The sequence below is a fragment of the Hydrogenophaga sp. genome (assembly GCF_018780075.1).
Classification (GTDB): domain Bacteria; phylum Pseudomonadota; class Gammaproteobacteria; order Burkholderiales; family Burkholderiaceae_C; genus Hydrogenophaga.
In genome coordinates this window covers 23,167-42,616 of the sequence record NZ_JADMKB010000027.1, presented here as the reverse complement: position 1 = coordinate 42,616, position 19,450 = coordinate 23,167, and the positions used below count along the sequence as shown (strand labels likewise).

19 protein-coding genes are annotated in these 19,450 nt (G+C 67.5%); 7 read left to right on the top strand and 12 right to left on the bottom strand.

Translation table 11 applies throughout. From position 1 onward, the window contains the following. From IV088_RS06225 to IV088_RS06205, 5 genes are all read right to left on the bottom strand, one after another. Entirely contained in the window at positions 1–879 is an 879-nt protein-coding gene (locus tag IV088_RS06225; protein WP_291099220.1) for a class III extradiol dioxygenase subunit beta, read from the bottom strand. A 2-nt stretch (positions 880–881) separates the two neighbouring features. Further along, positions 882–1,319, bottom strand: a complete 438-nt coding sequence (gene ligA, locus IV088_RS06220) for a protocatechuate 4,5-dioxygenase subunit alpha (RefSeq protein WP_291099218.1) — start codon at positions 1,317–1,319, stop codon at positions 882–884. A 66-nt stretch (positions 1,320–1,385) separates the two neighbouring features. After that, the gene (locus IV088_RS06215; protein WP_291099216.1) at positions 1,386–2,321 is read right to left on the bottom strand and encodes an amidohydrolase family protein; all 936 of its coding nucleotides are present in this window, start codon (positions 2,319–2,321) and stop codon (positions 1,386–1,388) included. Between the two features lie 10 nt (positions 2,322–2,331). Then, positions 2,332–3,015 carry a 4-carboxy-4-hydroxy-2-oxoadipate aldolase/oxaloacetate decarboxylase gene (gene ligK, locus IV088_RS06210; protein WP_291099213.1) on the bottom strand — a complete coding sequence of 228 codons (684 nt, stop codon included), beginning with the start codon at positions 3,013–3,015 and terminating at the stop codon, positions 2,332–2,334. Between the two features lie 137 nt (positions 3,016–3,152). Beyond that, the gene (locus IV088_RS06205; protein ID WP_291099210.1) at positions 3,153–4,199 is read right to left on the bottom strand and encodes an amidohydrolase family protein; all 1,047 of its coding nucleotides are present in this window, start codon (positions 4,197–4,199) and stop codon (positions 3,153–3,155) included. A 230-nt stretch (positions 4,200–4,429) separates the two neighbouring features. Between IV088_RS06205 and IV088_RS06200 the strand changes: the two genes are divergently transcribed. Together IV088_RS06200 and IV088_RS06195 are read left to right on the top strand one after the other, a co-directional pair. After that, positions 4,430–5,428, top strand: a complete 999-nt coding sequence (locus IV088_RS06200; RefSeq protein WP_291099206.1) for a tripartite tricarboxylate transporter substrate binding protein — start codon at positions 4,430–4,432, stop codon at positions 5,426–5,428. Positions 5,429–5,611: 183 nt separating this feature from the next. Then, complete coding sequence (locus IV088_RS06195; protein WP_291099203.1) at positions 5,612–6,514, top strand: LysR substrate-binding domain-containing protein; 903 nt, start codon at positions 5,612–5,614, stop codon at positions 6,512–6,514. 46 nt (positions 6,515–6,560) lie between these two features. Here IV088_RS06195 and IV088_RS06190 read toward each other — a convergent pair whose 3' ends face one another. From IV088_RS06190 to IV088_RS06160, 7 genes are all read right to left on the bottom strand, one after another. Next, the gene (locus IV088_RS06190) at positions 6,561–7,517 is read right to left on the bottom strand and encodes an AEC family transporter (RefSeq protein ID WP_291099200.1); all 957 of its coding nucleotides are present in this window, start codon (positions 7,515–7,517) and stop codon (positions 6,561–6,563) included. A 119-nt stretch (positions 7,518–7,636) separates the two neighbouring features. Next, positions 7,637–8,554 carry an NAD(P)-dependent oxidoreductase gene (locus IV088_RS06185; protein ID WP_291099197.1) on the bottom strand — a complete coding sequence of 306 codons (918 nt, stop codon included), beginning with the start codon at positions 8,552–8,554 and terminating at the stop codon, positions 7,637–7,639. A gap of 167 nt (positions 8,555–8,721) precedes the next feature. After that, a complete protein-coding gene (locus tag IV088_RS06180; protein ID WP_291099195.1) occupies positions 8,722–9,711 on the bottom strand; it encodes a tripartite tricarboxylate transporter substrate binding protein in 990 nt (329 codons plus the stop codon). A 31-nt stretch (positions 9,712–9,742) separates the two neighbouring features. Continuing rightward, positions 9,743–11,065, bottom strand: a complete 1,323-nt coding sequence (locus IV088_RS06175) for a TRAP transporter large permease (protein WP_291099193.1) — start codon at positions 11,063–11,065, stop codon at positions 9,743–9,745. Next, on the bottom strand, positions 11,062–11,538 hold the full coding sequence (locus IV088_RS06170; protein ID WP_291099190.1) for a TRAP transporter small permease: 477 nt from the start codon (positions 11,536–11,538) through the stop codon (positions 11,062–11,064). Before IV088_RS06170 ends, IV088_RS06175 begins: the two co-directional genes overlap by 4 nt. 453 nt (positions 11,539–11,991) lie before the next feature. Then, positions 11,992–13,029: a TRAP transporter substrate-binding protein gene (locus tag IV088_RS06165; RefSeq protein WP_291099187.1), complete on the bottom strand. Its 1,038-nt coding sequence runs from the start codon at positions 13,027–13,029 to the stop codon at positions 11,992–11,994. Positions 13,030–13,065: 36 nt separating this feature from the next. Then, positions 13,066–13,857 carry a GntR family transcriptional regulator gene (locus tag IV088_RS06160; RefSeq protein ID WP_291099184.1) on the bottom strand — a complete coding sequence of 264 codons (792 nt, stop codon included), beginning with the start codon at positions 13,855–13,857 and terminating at the stop codon, positions 13,066–13,068. Between the two features lie 144 nt (positions 13,858–14,001). On the opposite strand from IV088_RS06160, the gene IV088_RS06155 reads away from it, so the two are divergent. From IV088_RS06155 to IV088_RS06135, 5 genes are all read left to right on the top strand, one after another. Next, entirely contained in the window at positions 14,002–15,135 is a 1,134-nt protein-coding gene (locus tag IV088_RS06155) for a 5-methyltetrahydropteroyltriglutamate--homocysteine S-methyltransferase (RefSeq protein WP_291099182.1), read from the top strand. A 132-nt stretch (positions 15,136–15,267) separates the two neighbouring features. After that, positions 15,268–16,065: a crotonase/enoyl-CoA hydratase family protein gene (locus IV088_RS06150; protein ID WP_291099179.1), complete on the top strand. Its 798-nt coding sequence runs from the start codon at positions 15,268–15,270 to the stop codon at positions 16,063–16,065. A 13-nt stretch (positions 16,066–16,078) separates the two neighbouring features. Next, entirely contained in the window at positions 16,079–17,941 is a 1,863-nt protein-coding gene (locus tag IV088_RS06145; protein ID WP_291099176.1) for a feruloyl-CoA synthase, read from the top strand. Between the two features lie 33 nt (positions 17,942–17,974). Beyond that, on the top strand, positions 17,975–18,964 hold the full coding sequence (locus IV088_RS06140) for a tripartite tricarboxylate transporter substrate-binding protein (protein WP_291099173.1): 990 nt from the start codon (positions 17,975–17,977) through the stop codon (positions 18,962–18,964). Positions 18,965–18,967: 3 nt separating this feature from the next. After that, complete coding sequence (locus tag IV088_RS06135) at positions 18,968–19,450, top strand: MarR family transcriptional regulator (RefSeq protein WP_291099171.1); 483 nt, start codon at positions 18,968–18,970, stop codon at positions 19,448–19,450.

Below are 19,450 nucleotides of genomic sequence, written 5' to 3'. Positions count from 1 at the left end.
TCAGTTGTTCTCCAGGATGAGGTGGCCCACCGCCGTGTTGGACGCGGGCACATGGTAGAAGCGGTGCTTCACGGTCGGGGCAGGTCCCTGCACCTTGCCGTCGACGATGTCGGACATGGCGCCGCGGGCGATCAGCCACATCACGAGTTCGATGCCTTCGCTGCCCGCTTCGCGCACGTAGTCGATGTGCGGCGTGTCGGCGCAGGCCACCGGGTCGGCGATCATCTTGTCGAGCCAGGCGTTGTCCCACTCGCGGTTGATCAGGCCGGCGCGCGCGCCCTGCAGCTGGTGGCTCATGCCGCCCGTGCCCCAGATGTGCACGTTCAGGTTGTCGTCGTAACTTTCCACCGCCTTGCGGATGGCCTGGCCGAGCATGAAGCAGCGCTTGCCCGAGGGCACCGGGTACTGCACCACGTTGACCGCGAACGGGATCACCGGGCAGGGCCAGGCGTCCTTCTTCGGGTCGAGTTCGCCGCACATCAGCGACAGCGGCACGGTCAGGCCGTGGTCCACGTCCATCTTGTTGACGATGGTGAGATCGAAGTCCTGCTGGATCACGCTCTGCGCGATGTGTGAGGCCAGATCGGGATGACCGATCACCTGGGGCACCGGGCGCGGGCCCCAGCCTTCGTCGGCCGGCGTGAACTCGGCCGCGGTGCCGATGGCGAAGGTCGGAATCATCTCCAGGCTGAAGGCCGTGGCGTGGTCGTTGTAGACGAGGAAGATGACGTCGGGCTTGTTGTCCTTCATCCACTGCTTGGAGTAGTCGTACCCCGCGAACAGCGGCTTCCAGTAGTCCTCTTTGGTCTTGCCCAGGTCCATGGCCGCGCCGATGGCGGGCACGTGGGAGGTGAAAACGGATGCGGTGATTTTTGCCATGGTCAAGCCTTCTTTCCTGCGGCGCCCTGGGGTTGGCGGTGCGCCTGCGCGTCGCCGTCTTCGCCCACCACGCGGTTGCCTTCGGCGCTGCGGCCGCCGCTGATCATCATGTTGCGGTACTCCTCTTCGGTCATGCCGGTCATGGAGCCCGCCATCTGCTGGAAGCTCTTGCCGTCGGTCGATCCGATCTTGGCCAGGAAGTAGATGTTGCCGCCCAGGCGCATGCACCAGTTCAGATCGCGTGCCAGCACCGCCTGCTTCTGTTCTTCGGACATCGGCCATTCGTCGAGGTAGGTGCGCTGATCGGCCTTGAAACGCTCGCGGTTCTCGGCCTTCATCAGGCTCATGCAGAACTGGTTGAGCCAGTAGCCTTTGCGCGATTGCTCGGCGTCAAAGATGATCGTGCCGGGCACGTCCAGGTAGGGTTTGTTGAGGGACATAGGGTGCTCCTGTGATCCGTTCGGGCTGAGCCTGTCGAAGCCTTCGACAAGCTCAGGCTGAACGGGTTATTTGACTTCCTCAGGCCAGTAGAGACGCATCGGGTTGTCCACCAGCAGCTTCTGCTGCAGCTCGGCGGTCGGCGCGATGTGCGGGATGAAGTCCACCAGCAGGCCGTCGTCGGGCATGTGGTCTTTCAGGTTGGGGTGCGGCCAGTCGGTGCCCCAGAGCACGCGGTCGGGGAACTGCTCGACGATGCGCTTGGCAAACGGGATCACGTCGGTGTAGGCGTTCTGCTCGCCGTTCAGCGCCTTGGGGCCAGTGACCGACAGGCGCTCGGGGCAGCTGACCTTGCTCCACACATTGGTGTGCTCGCGCATGAATTTTTCGAACAGCGCGAACTGCGGGCCGTCGACCGGCAGGCTCACATCGGGCCGGCCCATGTGGTCCACCACCACCGTGGTGGGCAGCGCGGTGAAGAAGTCCCACAGCTCGGGCAGGTCCACGGCTTCGAAGTAGATGACCACGTGCCAGCCCAGCTTGGCGATGCGGCCGGCGATCTCCATCAGCTCGTCCTTGGGCGTGAAGTCGACCAGGCGCTTGACAAAGTTGAAGCGCACACCGCGCACGCCGGCGGCGTGCAGGGCCTGCAGTTCTTCGTCGGTCACCGAACGCTTGACCGTGGCCACGCCACGCGCCTTGCCGCCGCTGGACAGGCAGGCATCGACCATGGCGCGGTTGTCGGCGCCGTGGCAGGTGGCCTGCACCACCACGTTGCGGGCAAAGCCCAGGTGGTCGCGCAGCGCGTACAGCTCCGTCTTGCTCGCGTCGCAGGGCGTGTACTTGCGCTCGGGCGCGTAGGGGAATTCGGCCCCCGGGCCGAACACGTGGCAGTGCGCATCCACCGCGCCAGCCGGCAGTTGGAAACGGGGCTTGGCGGGACCGGTGTACCAGTCCATCCAGCCCGCGGTTTTGGTGAAGTCACCGGAAGTGGGTTTGCTCATGGTGCCCTCCTCAGTCGATGTATTTGAGACCCGCAGCCGCCAGCGGCTCGCGCATCTTGTACATGTCCAGCCCCAGCACGCCCGAGGCCAGCTTGTCGCGCTTCTCGCCTTCGAAGCTCTCGCGCTTTTGCGCGGCGGCCAGGGTCGCAGCGGCCTTGGCGGCGGGCACGCAGACCACGCCGTCGTCGTCCGCCACGATCACGTCGCCCGGCGTCACGTAGGCACCGGCGCAGACGATGGGGATGTTCACCGAGCCCAGCGTGGCCTTGATCGTGCCCTTGCTGCTGATCGCCTTGGACCAGACCGGGAAGTTCATTTCCTTGAGCGTCTTCACGTCGCGCACACCAGCTTCGATCACCAGCGCGCGGGCGCCGCGGGCCTGGAAGCTGGTGGCCAGCAGGTCGCCAAAGTAGCCGTCGCTGCAATCGGCGGTGACGGTGGCGATCACGATGTCGCCCGGCTGGATCTGCTCGGCCGCCACGTGCATCATCCAGTTGTCACCGGGCTGCAGCAGCACGGTCACGGCCGTGCCCGAGACCTGCACGCCGGTCTGGATCGGCCGCATGTAGGGCTTCAAAAGGCCGACACGGCCCATGGCTTCGTGCACGGTGGCCGAGCCGAGCGCGGCCAGGCCGTCGGCGGCTGCGCGGTCGGCGCGGTTGATGTTGCGGTAGACAACGCCCAGTTCGTACATCTTTATCTCCTCATTCAAAAGCACAGATGGTTGTGCGAAGGGTTTGATTCCAGAGACACCGCGGAACCGGCTTTGCCGGGCCGCTGGTGTCGCCCCCTTGAGGGGGTCGCGCGGAGCGCGGCGGGGGTGTTTTCCGATTACTTGCCTTGGGCCTTGAGGCGGGCGTCCAGGCGCGGGAACACGCGCCGCGCATTGCCTTCGTACACCTTGTAGCGGTCGTCGCCCACGACGATGGTCGAGGCTTCGATGTAGCGCTTGGTGTCGTCGTAGTAGTTGCCGGTCTCGGGGTCGATGCCGCGCACGGCGCCGATCATTTCGGACGCGAACAGGATGTTCTCCACCGGGATCACCTTGGTCAACAGGTCGATGCCGGGCTGGTGGTAGACGCAGGTGTCGAAGAACACGTTGTTCAGCAGGTGGTCCTTGAGCAGGGGCTTCTTCATCTCCTGCGCCAGACCGCGGAAGCGGCCCCAGTGGTAGGGCACCGCACCGCCGCCGTGCGGGACGATGAATTTGAGCGTCGGGAAGTCCTTGAACAGGTCGCCCTGGATCAGCTGCATGAAGGCCGTGGTGTCGGCGTTCAGGTAGTGCGCGCCCGTGGTGTGGAAGCAGGCATTGCAACTGGTGCTGACGTGGACCATCGCGGGGATGTCGTACTCGACCATCTTTTCGTAGATGGGGTACCAGGCCTTGTCGGTCAGCGGCGGGCTGGTCCAGTGGCCGCCCGAAGGGTCGGGGTTGAGGTTCAGGCCCACGTTGCCGTACTGCTCGACGCACTTGACCAGCTCGGGGATGCAGGTCGCGGGGTCCACGCCGGGGCTCTGCGGCAGCATGGCGGCGGGCACGAAGTGGTCGGGGAAGAGCTGGCTCACGCGGTAGCAGAGCTCGTTGCAGATGGCGGCCCAGGTGGACGACACGTTGAAGTCGCCGATGTGGTGCGCCATGAAGCTCGCGCGCGGGCTGAAGATGGTGATGTCCGAGCCGCGCTCTTTCATCAGCTTGAGCTGGTTGGTCTCGATGGATTCGCGCAGCTCGTCGTCGCTGATCTTGAGGTCGCTGACCTTCGGCATCGAAGCCGGGTCCTTGATGCTGGCGATCTGCGCGTTGCGCCAGTTCTCCAGCGCCTTGGGGGCCGTGGTGTAGTGGCCGTGGCAGTCGATGATGAGGGGCTTTTGCTGGCTCAAGGGAGGTCTCCTGTCAGGGCTTTGAAAGTGGGTGCATTCTGGTCCTGGCCCCGCCCACACTCAAGAGGCATAACCCACTACCAGCTATCGCAAAAAAGCATTTCAAAACCAACGAAATGCCGGCGACGCATAGCAGCTGTTCGCCTGGGCCATGGCCGGTTCACCGCCGAACTGATAGATTGCCCATGGCCTTTCCTTCCCCTCCACACACCAACAAGACCGAGACAAGCATGACCACCATCCCTCTTCGTGTCCGCCGCCTGCAACTGCTGGGGGCGCTCGGCGCCTGCGCCGTGGCCGCCCTGCCGCTGGCCGCCACCGCCCAGGACTACCCGACGCGGCCGATCCGCCTGATCGTGCCCTTCACGCCGGGCGGCAGCACCGACATCCTGGCGCGAGCCATCGGCCTGGAGCTGGGCAAGGCCTGGGGCCAGTCGGTGGTGGTCGAAAACGTGCCGGGCGCGGGTGGCGCCATCGGGGCGGAGAAGGTGGCCAAAGCGGCGCCCGATGGCTACACCCTGCTGATGGGCCACATCGGCACGCTGGCCGTGAACCCCAGCCTCTACCCCAAGCTGCCGTACAACCCCTTGAAGGACTTCACGCCCGTGGCCTGGGTGGCCAACGTGCCCAACGTGCTGGTGCTGCACCCCGCCACCCAGGCGGGCAACATGAAGGCGTTCGTGGCCTACGCCAAAGCCAACCCGGGCCGCCTGAACTACGGCTCGGGCGGCAACGGCAGTGCCGCCAACCTGGCCACCGAATACCTCAAGATGCGCACCGACATCTCGCTGGTGCACATCCCCTACCGCGGCACGGCGCCCGCCGTCAACGACCTCGTGGCCGGCCAGACGCAGGTGCTGTTCACCGGCGTGCCGGCGGTGATCGGCCAGATCCGCAACGGCCAGCTCAAGGCGCTGGCGGTGTCGGGCGCGGCCCGCGTCGAGGCCCTGCCCGATGTGCCCACGGTGAACGAGGCGCTGGGCCTCAAGGACTTCGAGGCCGACCAGTGGTACGGCGTGGTCGCGCCCACCGGCACCCCGGACCCCGTCGTGGCCAAGCTCAACCAGGCCATCAACGCCGCGCTGAACGCGCCGGAGCTCAAGAAGCGCCTGGGCGCCGAGGGGGCCGTGGCCAACCCGACCACGCCCGAGGCCTTTGGCAAGTACATCGCGGCCGAGATCGCGCGCTGGAAGCCGGTGATCACGTCGGGGCGCGTGAAGGTCGACTGACCCCAGTCGACGGCTCCCCCCGCGCCGCCTTTGGCGTCACCCCCCAGGGGCGATGCAAGTGGCCCGGCGAAGCCGGCTCCACCGCATCCTGGGTGGTGCATTTCGCGCCGGGCTGCTCTTTTTGAATAGCTGACCGTCGGTTATCGCAAAGTGAAATAATCAGGTCCTCACCGCAGGACCTGCATGGACCTCAAACAACTCGAATACTTTGTGCGCGTCGCCGAGCTGGGCAGTTTCACCCGGGCGGCGATCGCGCTGAACGTGGCGCAGCCCGCGCTCTCGCGGCAGGTGCGCCTGCTGGAGGTCGAGCTGCGGCAGAACCTGCTGGTGCGCAACGGCCGGGGCGCCACGCCGACCGAGGCGGGCAAGCTGCTGCTGGAACACGGGCGCGGTATCCTGCACCAGGTCGAGCGGGCGCGCGAGGAGCTGGGGCGGGTTCGGGGCGCGCTGGCCGGGCGGGTGGCCATCGGCCTGCCGCCCAGCCTGGCGCGGGTGCTGACCGTCCCGCTGACCCGGGCCTTCCGCGCGCAACTGCCCGAAGCCCGACTGTCGATCAGCGAGGGGCTCTCTGCCACCATGCAGGAGTGGCTGAACACCGGACGGCTCGACATCGCCGTGCTCTACAACGCCATGCCCACGCCCGACATCGACATCAGCCCTTTGCTGGAAGAAGAGCTGCTGCTGGTGCAGCCACGCCCGCCCGGGCTGGCCGAGGAGCCCCCGCCGCCGCCGGTGCCGCTGGCCGAGGTGGCCGCGCTGCCGCTGGTGATCCCGAGCCGGCCCAACGCGATCCGCATGCACGTCGAGGCCGAGATGGCCAACATCGGCTGCCGCCCGCTGATTGCGCTGGAGATCGATGGCGTCTCCGCCATCCTCGATCTGGTGGCCGACGGCGTGGGCAGCGCCCTGCTCTCGCGCCACGCCGTGGCCAGCTCGATCCGCCCCTCGGCCTACCGCACCCGGCCGGTCAACCCGCCGCTGCGCACCCGCGCCAGCCTGGCGAGCAGTTCGCAACGGCCCGCCACCCTCACCCAGCGCGCCGCGCTGGGCATCATTGCCGAGGTGTGCGCCAGCCTGGGGCTCTGAAAGGCCACCCCCGTCGCGCTCCGTGCGCTCCCTCAAGGATGCGTGCTCAGGCGAGCCAGCCGACCCCGTGGCGCAGCAGCCAGAGCAAGGCGCTCAGCGTAAAAAACGACGTGAGCGTGATCACCAGCAGCGCGGCCGACGCCAGGCCTTCGTGGCCGTGGCGCTGGGACAGGATGGTGTAGATGCCCATGGTGGGCATGGCGCAGGTGAGCAGCAGGGCCACACGCAGCTGCGGGTCGTCCAGGGGCACCAGCCAAGTCAGCACCAGCAACATGCACAGCGGGTGCAACACCAGCTTGCCCAGCCCGATCTGCGCCACCGTGCGGCGCAGGCCCTTCAAGGGCTGGCCCACGAGGCTGCCCCCGATCACGAACAGCGAGAGCGCACTGCTGGCCTGCGCAAACAGCGTGACGGTGCGCGACAACGGTGAAGGGATGTGCAGCCCCAGCACCGACACCAGCATGCCGGCCACGATGGCGATGATCAGCGGGTTGCGCAGCAGGCCCTTGAAGGTCTGGAGCACGGCCCGCTGCCATTGGCCGGGCTCGTGCCGGTCCATGTCGGCCAGCGCCAGCAGCACCGGGATGATCAGCAGGTTTTCGACCACCATGTTCAGCGCCAGGCTCACGCCGGCCACCGATGCACCCAGTGTGAGCATCAGGATCGGGTAACCCACAAAACCGCTGTTGGGGCAAGACATGCCCATCGCCATCACGCTGGACAGGCTCGCCGAGCGCTTCGCCACGAAGCGGGACCACACAAAGGCCACCGCCAGCACCAGGCCGCTGCCCAGTGCATAGGCCAGCAGATAGCGGCCGTTGAAGATCTCGCCCACGCTGCGCTGCGACAGCGCATTGAACAGCAGCGCGGGCAGGGCCAGGTTGATGACGAACTTGCCGAACACGCGCATGTCGGCTTTGGCAAACAGGCCCCAGCGGGTCACCCCGAAACCGAGGGCGATGCAGAGGTAGATCGGGCCGGTGATGGCCAGGATGTCGAGCATGGGGGGATCAGGTGTCCAGCGCCGGGCCACTCCGGGCGGAACCCGCTCCCCTTGGGGGCAGCGACCCGCGCAGTGGTGGAGCCCCGGGTTTTCGCCGAAGGTGGAAAAACGCTGGGGGGTTACTCGATGGTCTCGTCGTTGGCGGCGGGTCCGCGCGCGGCCAGCAGGCGGTCGGCGAAGGCCTGCCACGGCGGGTTCGGACCCAGGTCGGCGAACAGGCCGGCGCGGGTTTGCGCGGCCATCCAGTCGTGTTTCTGCGCAATGGCCGCCGCCATGAAGGGCTCGAAGCCGGCCTCGCGCACGGTGTGGGCGACCTCGCGCATCTCCTCGGCGCGGCGCTTTCCGTGCTGCGCCACGCGGCTGAAGAAATAACTGCCCTGCTTGTGCCAGTCGATCGAGGGAAAGGTCTCCTGCAGCGTGGCGATCATCGCGTCTTCCACGCCGTGGTGCCGCGCGGTGGTGTAGCTCTCGATCACCAGCGCTTCGAGGCCCTTGATCATCACGCTGCGGCACATCTTGGTGGCCGAGGCGATGCCCAGCTTTTCACTGGCCACGGTCGCCTCCATGCCCAGCGCGGCCAGCACCGGCTGCAGCCGCGCCGCGTGCGCGCCCCCCAGCAGCATGGGCACGCGGATGCCGTAGGGCGGCACCGAGGTCATGACGCCCGCTTCGACATAGTGGGCGCCGGCCGCGTCGATCAGCGCCGCCGCCCGCTGCTTGGTGCCGGGCGAGGCGGAGTTCAGGTCCAGGAACACGCTGCCCGGCCGGATGTGCGGGGCGACCGCTTCGGCCACCGCCAGCGTGTTCGAGGCGGTCACGGCCGAGATCAGCAGCGTGGCCTGCGCGCACAGGCTGGCCACGCCGTCGCAGGCCTCGATGCCCTGTGCCATCGCGTGGGCCAGCGGCTCGTCACGCTGCGCCGGATCGTCGAACTTCAGGTCCCAGGCGCCGGTCCAGACCGCGCCGGGCTTCAGCCCCGCAGAGAAGGTTCGACCGACCTCGCCGTAACCGATCAGTCCGATGCGCAAGCTGTCCATACAAAAACCCCGTATCTGAATACCAACCGGCGCGAAGTGCCTCAGGGAAGCTGCCCAAGCCGGAGCGAAATGCCGAACCCAGGACGCGGCGGAACTGGCTCCGCCAGGCCGCACCGCGTTGCCCCCTTGAGGGGGTCGCGCGCAGCGCGGCGGGGGTGTTCAACAAGTCACTGCTTCGGAATGCCGGCCTTCTCGATCACCGCGCCCCAGCGCTTGATGTCCGACGCCAGCAGTTGCGCCGCTTCGTCGGGCGTGCTCATGTCGGCGTCGATGTTCAGGTCGGCCAGCTTCTTCTTCACCTCGGGCTTGGCGAGTGCGGCCACGATGTCCTTGTTCAGGCGGTCGATGATGGGGCGCGGTGTCTTGCCCGGCACGGCCAGCGCGTTCCATGACGAAGCCTGGAACCCCTTGACGCCCGCTTCCACGGCGGTCGGCACGTCGGGCAGCACGCTCGAACGCTTCTTGCCGGTCACGGCCAGGGCGCGGAAGGCACCCGCCTTGATCTGCGTCAGCGCGGGGCCGAGGATCTCGACACCCACATCGACCTGCTTGCCGCGCAATGCACCGACCAGCTCCGGCGTGGCCTTGAACGGCACGATCTGCACGTCGATGTCGGCGCTGGACTTGAACAGCTCGGCCGCCAGGTGCTGCGTGCTGCCGATGTTGATGCTGCCGATGTTGAGCTTGTTGGGGTTGGCCTTGGCAAACGCCACCAGCTCGCCCAGGGTCTTGAACGGCGAATCGGCCTGCACCAGCACGGCCAGGTCGAAGGTGCCCAGCGTGGAGACGGGTGCCAGGTCCTTGACCGTGTCGTAAGGCAGGCTGTTGTACAGGCTGGCCGTGACCGCCGTGCCGTTGGACATCAGGAACATCGTGTGGCCATCGGGATCGGCCCGCGCCACCGTGCTGGCCGCCACCACGCCGCCGGCACCGGGCTTGTTCTCGATCACGACCGGCTGGCCCAGCGACAGGGTCAGCTCGGCCGCCACGATGCGCGCCGTGAGGTCGCCCGCGCCGCCGGCCGCGAACGGCACCACGATGCGCAGCGGCTTGCTCGGGAAGGCCTGCGCCATCGCCAAGGGCGCGGCGAACACCGCCACGGCGGAGAGGGCCGACAGCACCACGCTGCGGCGGCGGGCAAAGAAACGGGTCTTCATGGTGTTGTCTCCTGTGTGTTTGATGGAAAACCTAGCCGACGAACTGCACCAGCCAGAGCGATATCGACGGGAACAGCAGCAGCAGCGTGGTGCGGAACACGTCGCTGATCAGGAAGGGCATCACGCCCTTGTAGCTCTCGCTGATCGGCACGTCCTTGGCCATGCCGTTCACGACATACACGTTGAGCCCCACCGGCGGCGCCAGCAGGCCGAAGCCCACCGTCATCAGCACCATGATGCCGAACCAGATCGCGGTCAGTTCCTGCGACATGCCGAAGTCCATGGCCATGATCATCGGGAAGAAGATCGGGATCGTCAGCAGGATCATGGACAGCTCGTCCATCACCGCGCCCAGCACCACATAGAACAGCAGGATGGCGGTGACCACCATCAACGGCGACAGGCCCCAGCCGTTCACCAGCTCGGCCAGCATCGCGGGCACCTGCGTCAGCGCCAGCGCCGAGTTCATCAGGTCGGCGCCGATGAAGATCATGAAGATCATCGCGCTGGCCTCGGCCGTCGCGTAGAAGCACTTCTTGACCTTGGCCCAGGTCAGCTCGCGCTTGAGCAGCGCGGCCACGAACGTGCAGGCCGCGCCCACGCCAGCCCCTTCGGTGGGGGTGAACAGGCCGCCGTAGATGCCACCGAACACGATCAGGAACACCACCGCGATCGGCATCACGCCCAGCAGCAGCTTGGCGGTCAGGCGGGGCATGTTCTCTTCGTCGTGCTCGGGCGCCTGGCCGGGCACCACGCGCACGTAGATCGCAATGGCGATGATGTAACCCGTCATGGCGATCACGCCGGGGATCATGGCGGCGGCGAACAGCTTGGCGATGTTCTGCTCGGTCAGGATGGCGTAGATCACCAGCGGCACCGAGGGCGGGATCAGGATGCCCAGCGTGCCGCCGGCGGCCAGCGTGCCGGTGGACAGGCGACCGGAATAGCCGTGGCGCTTCATCTCGGGCAGGGCCACCGAGGTGATGGTGGCCGCGGTGGCGATGGACGAGCCGCAGATGGCACCGAAGGCCGCGCTGGCCATCACGGCCGCCATGGCCAGGCCACCCTTGAAGCGCGCCATGATGGTGGCGGCCAGCTCGAACAGCGACTTGGAGATGCCACCCTGCGTGGCGAAGTTGCCCATCAGGATGAACAGCGGGATCACCGAGAGGTCGTAGCTCGCGAAACGCGCGAAGGCCAGGCCGTTGAGGTTGTTCGAGAACGGCAGCCAGCCGACCTGGGTGATGTAGCCGAACACGCCGGCGGCGAACATCGAGATCGCGATCGGCACACGCAGCGCCATCAGGACCAGCATGACGCCGAAGATGGCGCCCGCCATGGACAGGGAACTCATTGATCTTGCTCCTGGAAATTGCCAATGAACGTCTGATGGAAGGCGATCAGGCCCGTCAGGAACAGCGGCGGGATCATCGCCACGTACGCGATCCACTCGGGAAAGCCGAGCATCATGGTGGTGGTTTCGGACCGGTAGGAGCTGAGGGCGCCCACCGAGGTGCGCCAGGCCAGCAGGAACATGATCAGGCCGAGCACCAGGCTGCCGAAGCGGTCGAGCCGGGCGTTGATGGCTTCGGGCACTTTGGAGGTGAAGAAGTCCACGATGATGTTGCCGCGGCGCAGCTGGGCCCACGGAAGGAACAGCGCGACGGCCGCGCCCGCGGTGACGGCGGTGAGTTCGTAATCACCCACGAGCGACACGCCCACGGTGTTGCGACCGATCAGGCTGCCGCAGGTCACCAGCGTGATGAGCGTGAGCAGGACGCCCGCCAGCAGGGCACAGGCTTTCGCCAGGGTGGACAAGAGTTTCAATGGATCACCTCGATGAGCGAAGGCGCGACGGTGCGGTGGCGACGAACACCCACCAGACCCCACGCGCCGGAAAGAACCACAGACAGAAGCGGAAACTGCCGCCACATGGGCCGCCAGCCGCTTCGATTTTCCTCCCACGGACGGCGTCAGCCGTTCCGGGAGGCGAACTATAGTGCAGAATTTTATATAGGTAAATGCATTTACCCTATCGAAATCCCTTGGTTGCCGGCCCCCACAGGCTGTGCTGGGCCCCGACTGTGCAGCGATTTCGAGCCATTGACCAGCGGATGCGGCGACTTTCAGTTATCGCAACCCGGCATGAACCAATTGGTTCAATGCCGAACTGCGATGACGCTCCAAGTTCGCGGCACCTCCATCGCCGACGCTCCAAGAAAAACCGCCCTCATCGGAGGGCGGTGGTTTCAATGCGGGGGGCGCCGAGCCCTCACTCCCTCACTTCGTGTGCTTGTCGATCAGCGAGCGGGCTTCAGACACCAGCTTGGCGCCGTCGATGCCCTTGCCCTTCATCTCGTTGATCCAGTCGGTCTCCACCGTGCTGGCGGTGCGGCGCCAGCGCTGCACCTCGGCCAGTTCCAGCGCCACGATGTTGTTGCCCGCCTTCTCGGCGATGGCGCGGCCCGCCTTGTCGCCGTCGTCCATGGCCTTGCCGAACATGGCGGCGGTGGCGATGCCGGAGTTGTTGTCGATCACCTTTTTCAGGTCGGGCGGCAGCTTGTCGTAGGAAGCCTTGTTCATCGAGAACGCGAAGGTCTGGGTGTAGAGTCCCTGCTTGCCGGCGAACGTGGTGTGGTTCTTCACCAGCTCGGTCACCTTCAGCGACGGCGTCACTTCCCATGGAATGGTGGTGCCGTCGATGGTGCCCTTGGACAGCGCGTCGGTCACCGCCGGCACCGGCATGCCCACAGGGGTGGCGCCCAGTTTGACCAGCATGTTGCTGATGATGCGCGAGCCACCGCGCACCTTCATGCCGCGCAGGCTCTCCAGCCCGGTCACAGGCGTCTTGGTGTGGAACAGGCCCGGGCCGTGGGTGTGCACGGCGATCAGTTTGACGTCCTTGAACTCGTCGGCCGCGAACTTCTCGACGTATTCCTGGATGGCTTTGGAAGACGACTCGGCCGAGCCGCTCATGAAGGGCAGCTCGAACACCTCGGTCTTGTTGAAGCGGCCGGGCGTGTAGCCCAGCACCGTCCAGGTCAGGTCCACCACACCGTCGCGTGCCTGGTCAAACAGCTGGGGCGGCGTGCCGCCGAGCTGCATGGCGTTGAACAGCTGGACCTTGATCTTGCCGCCCGACTCGGCCTCGACCTTCTGGGCCCAGGGCACGAGCGCCTTGGCGGGAATGGTGGCCTGCGCGGGCAGCATCTGGTGCAGGCGCAGCGTGACCGTCTGGGCCATCGCGGTGCCGGTCATGGCCAGGGCCGCGACCGCACCCATGGCGGCCAGGGCGGTGCGACGGGGAATGAACTTCATGGTGTCTCCTAGGGTTGAAAAACGGAATGGATGCCTTCAGCGCCGGCGCCGGATCATGCGGATCGCCGGCATGTTGCCGGCCAGGGGTTCGGTCGGGTGGGCGGCGAGCACCTCGACCAGGTTGCGACGCGCCAGGCGCGAGTGTTCGCGCATGATGGATTCGGCGCGCGCACCCTCGCGCTGCTCGATGGCGTCGAGCACCTGGCGGTGCTGGTCCTGCGCCACCGCCAGCATGTCGCGCGCCCGGGTGGACTGCGCCTGCAGCAACACGAAGCCCGAGGGCGAGGCGAACGGCAGGCTGGCCGCGCGCTCCAGCTGCCGGGTGATGGTCGGGCTGTCGGCGAGTTCGTAGAGCAGCGAATGGAAGTGGCTGTTGAGCGCCACGTAGCCCGAGAACGCGTCGTCGTCCAGGCGGGGCGCGGTCAACAGGGCGTCGATGCGGTCCAGGCACTGGCGGGCTTCGGCCAGCACCACCGAGGGCGCGCCGCGCTCGGCCGCCAGCCGCGCGAGCAGGCCTTCGAGCGTGCCGCGCAGCTCGATGGCGTCGGCCACATCGCGCTCGGAAAAACTCTGCACCACGAAGCCGCCGTTGGGCAGGGCTTCGAGCAAACCCTCCTGCTCCAGCCGCACCAGCGCGGCGCGGATCGGGGTGCGCGACATGCCCAGCCGCTCGACGATGGCCAGCTCGGCGATGCGCGTGCCGCCGGCCAGCTCGCCCGAGAGAATGAGCTCGCGCAAGCACAGCAAGGCGCGCACCTGGGCGCTCTCGACGGAGGCCGTTCCCTGGACAGCGGACGCGTCAACGGGTCGGTCTTGCACGGTGTTCATGGATACGCAATGTATACAGAAACACCCCAAAATCCCTCAGGATTACCCCTGTATCAGGGAAATCCATGAGGCTCTGTATCCAACCCAAGCGGTGATGTGTTGACTACGATGCGTGTCGGACCGATTCACCCCCACGGAGACACCATGACCCTGCGCACCACACCCCCCTTTCGCGCCGACCACGTCGGCAGCTTCCTGCGCCCCGCCTACCTGCTGGAAGCCCGGGACAAGTTCTTCAACCAGAAGACCCTCAGCGCCGCCGAACTGCGCGCCGTCGAAGACAGGGCGATCACCGAGATCGTGAAGTTCCAGGCCGACGTGGGCCTGCAGTCCATCACCGACGGCGAGTTCCGCCGCACCTACTTTCACATCGACTTCCTGGAGCAGCTGGGCGGCGTGAAGACCGACATCCCGGTCACCATCATCCGGCCCGACGGCAGCGAGGAGCTGGCGCCGCCCGTGATCCGCGTGATCGACAAGGTGCGCCACGCCAAGAACATCCAGCTCGCCGACTTCCAGTACCTCAAGGCGCAGGTCGAGGCACTGGGCCTGCCCGCCGTGGTGCCCAAGGTCACCATCCCCTCGCCCACCATGCTGCACTTCCGGGGCGGGCGCGCCGGCATCAGCCGCGAGGCCTACCCCGAGCTCGACCCGGTGTTCTACGACGACGTGGCCAAGGCCTACGGCGAGGAGTTGCAAAGCCTGGCCGACGCCGGCTGTACCTATGTGCAGATGGACGACACCAACATGGCCTACCTGTGCGACGAGAAGATGCGCGAGGCCGCCCGCCAGCGCGGCGACGACCCCAACGAGCTGCCGCACCGCTACGCCAGCTTCATCAACAAGGTGGTGGCGCACAAGCCGGCCGGCATGACGCTGGCCATGCACCTGTGCCGCGGCAACTTCAAGAGCACCCACGCCGCCGCCGGCAACTACGAACCGGTGGCCGAGGCCCTGCTATCAGAGATGCACCTGGACGCGTATTTCATGGAGTACGACGACGACCGCTCGGGCGACTTCCGGCCGCTGCGTTTCCTCAAGCCGGGCAAGACCGTGGTGCTGGGCCTGGTGACCACCAAGTTCGGTCAGCTCGAAAGCAAGGACGACCTCAAGCGCCGGATCGCCGAGGCCGCGAAATACGCGCCGCTGGAGCAGTTGGCGCTGAGCCCGCAGTGCGGCTTCTCCAGCACGGTGCACGGCAACAACATCGCGGTGGAAGACCAGCGCCGCAAGCTGGCACTGGTTGTCGAAACCGCCAGGGAAGTCTGGGGAAGCTGACCCGACCATTGCCCGGCGCGGGCGTGAACCCGCGCCGGGCGGCGCGGTGCAGCCGCATCGGGTTTGTACGCATGGCAGCGCCGCGGGGCCTGCCCGATATTCCTATGTCATATAGGTTTATCTCCGAATGCCATGAACCCACCGTCAGTCCCCGCCGCCGCACTCGACGAGGTCCAGGTCGAGCACCAGGGCGCCGTTGCCCTGATCCGCCTGTGCCGCCCGGCCAAACGCAATGCGCTGAGCGACGGCCTGATGGCCGCGCTGTGGCAGCGTTTTCGTGAGCTTCCCGACAGCACCCACGCGGTGGTGCTGCACGGCGAAGGCGCGCATTTCTGTGCCGGCCTGGACCTGAGCGAACTGCGCGAGCGGGACGCGGTGCAGGGCCTGCACCACTCGCGCTCCTGGCACCCCATCCTGAACGGGATCGAGTTCGGGCGGGTGCCGGTGATCGCGGCGCTGCACGGCGCGGTGGTCGGCGGCGGCCTGGAGCTGGCCAGCGCGTGCCACATTCGGGTGGCCGACGACTCGGCCTTTTTCGCGCTGCCCGAAGGCAGCCGGGGCATCTTTGTGGGCGGGGGCGGCTCGGTCCGTCTGCCCAAGCTGATCGGCACCCACCGCATGCTGGACATGATGCTGACCGGGCGCGTCTACCCGGCGGCCGAGGCGGTGCAGCGGGGCTTTGCGCAGTACCACGTGCCCGTGGGTCAGGCGCTGGAGAAGGCGCTGGCCCTCGCACAGGCGGTGGCCGGCAACGCCCCCATGACGAATTTCGCCCTGATGCACGGCCTGCCCCGCATTGCCGAGCAGCCCGCCGACCACGGCTTCCTGACCGAGTCTTTGCTGGCCGCCATTGCCCAGTCGGCGCCCGAGGCGAAGGCGCGCGTGCGGGCCTTTCTGGACGGCAGCGGGCCCAAGGTCAAAGCCGTCTGACGGGAGCCACCGCATGACCGCTTCCAACACCGCGCGTTACCGCCACTTCCCGTTCGGGGTCACACAGGCCGTGGTGCGCCACGAGGGCGGCCACACCCACCTCCGCTGCGACCAGGACCTGCAACCGCATCCCCCTCGCATGACGGACAGGCTGCACGCCTGGGCCGAGCGCCAGCCCGACACCCCGCTGTACGCGCAGCGCGACCCGGCGGATCGCAGCCGCTGGCAGCACCTGAGCTATGGCGGCGCGCTGGCCGCCGCGCGCCAGATCGGCCAGGCCCTGCTGGACCGGGGGCTGAGCGCCGAACGCCCGCTGGTGATCCTGAGCGAAAACAGCCTGGACCACGCCGCCCTGGCCCTGGGCGCCATGTACGCCGGCGTGCCCTTCAGCGCCGTCTCGCCGGCCTACTCCCTCGTCAGCAAAGACCACGGGAAGCTGCGGCACGTGATGAACACCCTGACGCCGGGGCTGGTGTACGCCGCCGACGCACGCTACCGCGCCGCCATCGAAGCGGCGGTGCCGGCCGACACCGAGGTGGTGCTCAGCGAGGGCGGGCCTGGCGCGCTGACCTCACACCGGTGCACGCCGCTCGGCGAACTGCTGGCCACGGCCCCAACCCCGGCGCTGGACGCGGCCATGCGCGCCACCGGGCCCGACACCATCGTCAAGTTCCTGTTCACCAGCGGATCAACCAACCTGCCCAAGGCCGTCATCACCACGCAGCGCATGCTGTGCGCCAACCAGCAGCAGATCCTGCAGTCGATGCCGATCCTGGGCCAGGCGCCGCCCGTGCTGGTGGACTGGATGCCCTGGAACCACACCGCCGGCGGCAACCACAACTTCTTCATGGCGCTGTACAACGGCGGCACGCTCTACATCGACGAAGGCAAGCCCACCCCCGCGCTGCTGGGCGAAACGCTGCGCAACCTGCGCGAAGTGGCGCCCACCTGGTACTTCAATGTGCCCATTGGCTACGAGGCCATCGCCCGCGCCATGGACACCGACCCGCAGCTCCGCCGCAACTTCTACGCCCGGCTGAGCTGCCAGCTGTATTCGGGCGCCGCGCTGTCGCAGGCCATCCAGGACGCGCTGCACCGCCATGCCGAAGCCGCGCTGGGAGAACGCGTGGTGATGACGGCCGGGCTGGGCATGACCGAGTCTTCGCCCTTCGCCCTGTTCGTCACCAACCCCCACACCCGGGCGGGTGAGGTCGGCCTGCCCGCGGCCGGGCTGGAGGTGAAGCTGGCACCGGTCGGCGAGAAGACCGAGATCCGCTACCGCGGCCCCAACATCACCCCCGGCTACTGGCGGAACGCGGAAGCGACCGAGGCGGCCTTTGACGAGCAAGGCTTTTTCCGCACGGGCGACGCCGTGGCCTGGATCGACCCGACCAACCCGCACCTGGGGCTGCGCTTCGATGGGCGGACGGCCGAAGACTTCAAGCTGGCCACGGGCACGTTTGTCAGCGTCGGACCGCTGCGGGCCCGCATCGTGGGCGCCGCCGCCCCCTACCTGCAGGACGCCGTGATCACGGGGCTGAACCGCAACGAGGTGGGGGCGCTGCTCATCCCGGCGCCGGCGCTTCGCCGCCTGACCGGCGCACCCGAGTCGGTTCCGCTCGACACCGTGGCCGCGGACCCCCGGGTACAGCGCTGGATGCAGTCCCTGGTGCAGGACCTGGCCGCGCAATCCACCGGCAGCGCCAACCGGCTGGCGCTGGCCCACCTGCTCACCGCGCCGCTCTCGCTGGACAACGGCGAACTGACTGAAAAGGGCTCCATCAACCAGCGCGCCGTGCTCAAACACCGGGCCGACGTGGTGGCTGCCCTGCACGAAGGCCGGCTCAACCTGGTCGCCCGGCTGAACAACCCCTGAGCCCCCGCCACCCACCCACCACCGGAGAACCGCATGCCCACCCGTCGTCGCTTTGTCCAGTTGATCGGCACCTCCGCCACCTCGCTGTCGCTGGCGCCCCTGGGGGTGCTGGCCCAGGGGATCGATCAGGTCAGGATCTTGTATGGCTTCCCTGCGGGCAGCTCGGGCGACAGCGTGGCGCGCCGCGTGGGTGAAAAGCTGGCCGGCAGCGCCTACACGCGCAACGCTGCCGTGGTGGAGAACAAGCCCGGCGCCAGCGGGCGCATCGCGCTGGAAACCCTCAAGGCCGCGCCCGCCGATGGCTCGGTGCTGGCCATGGCGCCGGTCTCGGCCATGGCCAACTACCCCTTCATCTACCCCAAGCTCGCGTACGACCCGAAGGACTTTGCCCCCGTGTCGATCGCGGCGATCGCCCACCATGGCCTGGCCGTGGGCCCGCTGGTGCCGGCCTCGGTGAAAACCGTCCGGGACTTTCTGGCCTGGTGCAAGGGCAACGCCGCGCAGGCCCACTACGGTTCGCCGGGTGCGGGCTCCACGCCCCACTTTCTCGGCGCCCTGCTGGGCCTCAACAGCGGGACCGAACTGCGGCATGTGCCCTACCGGGGCTCGGTGCCCGGCGTGGTGGACGTGGTCGGCGGCCAGATCGCGGCGATGGTGACCACCCACGGCGACTTCCTGCCACACCACCGGGCGGGCAAGCTGCGCATCCTGGGCACCTCGGGGCCGAGCCGCTCGCCCTTCGTGCCCGAGGTGCCGACCTTTGCCGAGCAGGGCTTTCCCGAACTGACCACCGAGGAGTGGTTCGGTTTCTATGCGCCGGCACGCACGCCGGCCGTCGTGGTGGCGGCGGCCAACGCCGCCATCACGGGAGCGCTGAAAGACAAGGCGGTGCAGGACGGCATCCTGTCCGTGGGGTTGATCCCCCATGGTTCGTCCATCGAGGAGATGGTGCGCTGGCAGCGGTCCGAGGTGGAGGCCTGGCGGCCCCTGATCCGCAAGATCGGCTTCACGGCAGAATCCTGATCCATGGCCCCATCCGAACCCCGCCCCGCCTCAGCGGTCGAGGCCACCCCCACCCGTGTTCCAGAGGACTTTCTCGGCTACGTGGTGCGTCGCAGTTCGATGGCCATCACCGAGCGGTTCCAGGCCCGCATGCAGCGCCACGGTCTGCGTCCGCTGACCTTCACCGTGCTGTTGCTGATCCGCGGCCAGCCGGGCATCACGTCGAGCCAGCTCTGCAGCTTGCTGGACCTGCAATCGTCCAATGTGGTGGGACTCATCCGCGAACTGGAAAGCCGCGGCCTGGTCGGCCGGCAGGACCATCCGCAAGACCGCCGCGCCTGGGGCCTGCGGTTGCAGCCCGAGGGCGAGGAACTGCTGGCGGCGGCCGAGCCGGACGCTTGCGCCGCCGACGCAGAGGCCATGCCGCACCTGACACCGGCCGAACTCAGCACCCTGCGTCAGCTGATGTGCAAGGGCCTGGGCCTGGCGGGCCGGCCAGCCCCCTGA